Source organism: Succinivibrio faecicola (assembly GCF_019448115.1).
In the GTDB taxonomy this organism is placed as follows: Bacteria; Pseudomonadota; Gammaproteobacteria; order Enterobacterales; family Succinivibrionaceae; genus Succinivibrio; species Succinivibrio faecicola.
Genome location: NZ_JAGFNY010000080.1, coordinates 1 through 1,372 on the forward strand (window position 1 = coordinate 1; position 1,372 = coordinate 1,372).

Below are 1,372 nucleotides of genomic sequence, written 5' to 3' on the forward strand. Positions count from 1 at the left end.
ACTCAGTCAGATGAAGACCAGTTGAATTAACTTTATAGATTTTTAAAGGAAAAATAATATGTCAGGTATAGATGTATCAGCACCAACCAATTATGTAATGTTAGACAGCCAAAAGGTCTTAATTGATAAGGCAAAATCATGCAAGCTTGCAGGCTTTGTTTCAGAGCTTGAACAACAGTTTAGTAATCCTCTTATTTATAACAATATGCCCTTTGATGAAAGGCTGGATAAATGCTTTGAAGAGCAGAAAAAGTACGCCAAAATAGCACGCTTTAAATCTTTATACAGGAACTCTTTAATTCGTTATCCAATTTGGACCAGTCAATTAAGTGCAAGTCAGGAAAGAGGTCTTACTGCCGATCACATAGAAATCCTCTCTCAAACAGATTATATTGAGAAGTTATTAAACATCATTATTACTGGACCTACTGGTACTGGTAAATCAAGTTTAGCTATAGCTGCTGCAATGGAGGCAATGGATAAAGGCTATAGTGCAAAAGTTTATAGACTAAGTGACTTACTTGCAAAAATAGATGGACTCGATGACTTAGCCTTTATCAGATTCAAAGAGAGCTTACGCAAAATCAAGGTATTAGTTATCGATGATTACGGCCTAATTAAGATTAATGACAGCCAGGCTGTAAAGTTAAACGAGATTGCTGATATCAGATATATGTCAGGCTCTACCATTATCACTTCACAATTGATGTTCAAAAGTCTGCCTGAAGCAATTGATCCTAGCCCAATAAGAGACGCTTTAGCTGACAGGTTATTTAGGCACAATGATATATATATTGAGCTAAAAGGCAAGTCATGGAGAGGTTCAGATAAAGAGATTAAGGGAAATAAGTAAACATGTCGGTCTTTAACCATAACTACATTACAATTGATTCAATCATAGAATATCTCTATAAGGACGGCAAAGAGCTGACTGCTGATGCATTAATAAAGCTTGCAGATCCTAATACCTCTACACATGAGTTATTAGAATTGCTGTGTATTTACGTCAACTGCATGTCTAAGTTTTCCAGAAAAGAAGATGCAGGTTTTATATGTAAGCTTCAGGTCAAGAACGCTGAGTTAGTTGCAATGCTTCAATCTATCAGAGAAAGATACGATAAAGCAGTAACTGAACTTGTTGAAAGTAAGAGATCCGAGATTGATTTAGAAAAGAGATGTCAGCGACTTGAGTTGGATAACATTACCTTAAACCAAAGGCTTGAACTCAGAACCAATGAACTCAAAGCCTGTGGTTATAAGATAAGCTAAATACAAAGGCGGAGATGGTAAAAAGCAACCTCCATTTCTGCCTTTTAAGTTAACTCCTTCATCATAACACACAAAAGCCTAATTTAAGCGTTACTAGATTAGG

The 1,372-nt window shown here is 35.9% G+C and carries 2 protein-coding genes; both read left to right on the top strand.

What is annotated here, in order from left to right:
• Positions 1-58 precede the first annotated feature (58 nt).
• Positions 59-853 (top strand): ATP-binding protein, encoded by a 795-nt coding sequence (locus tag J5V48_RS09680; RefSeq protein ID WP_219938430.1) that lies wholly within the window; start codon positions 59-61, stop codon positions 851-853.
• 2 nt (positions 854-855) lie between these two features.
• Entirely contained in the window at positions 856-1,269 is a 414-nt protein-coding gene (locus J5V48_RS09685; RefSeq protein WP_219938432.1) for a hypothetical protein, read from the top strand.
• Positions 1,270-1,372 lie beyond the last annotated feature (103 nt).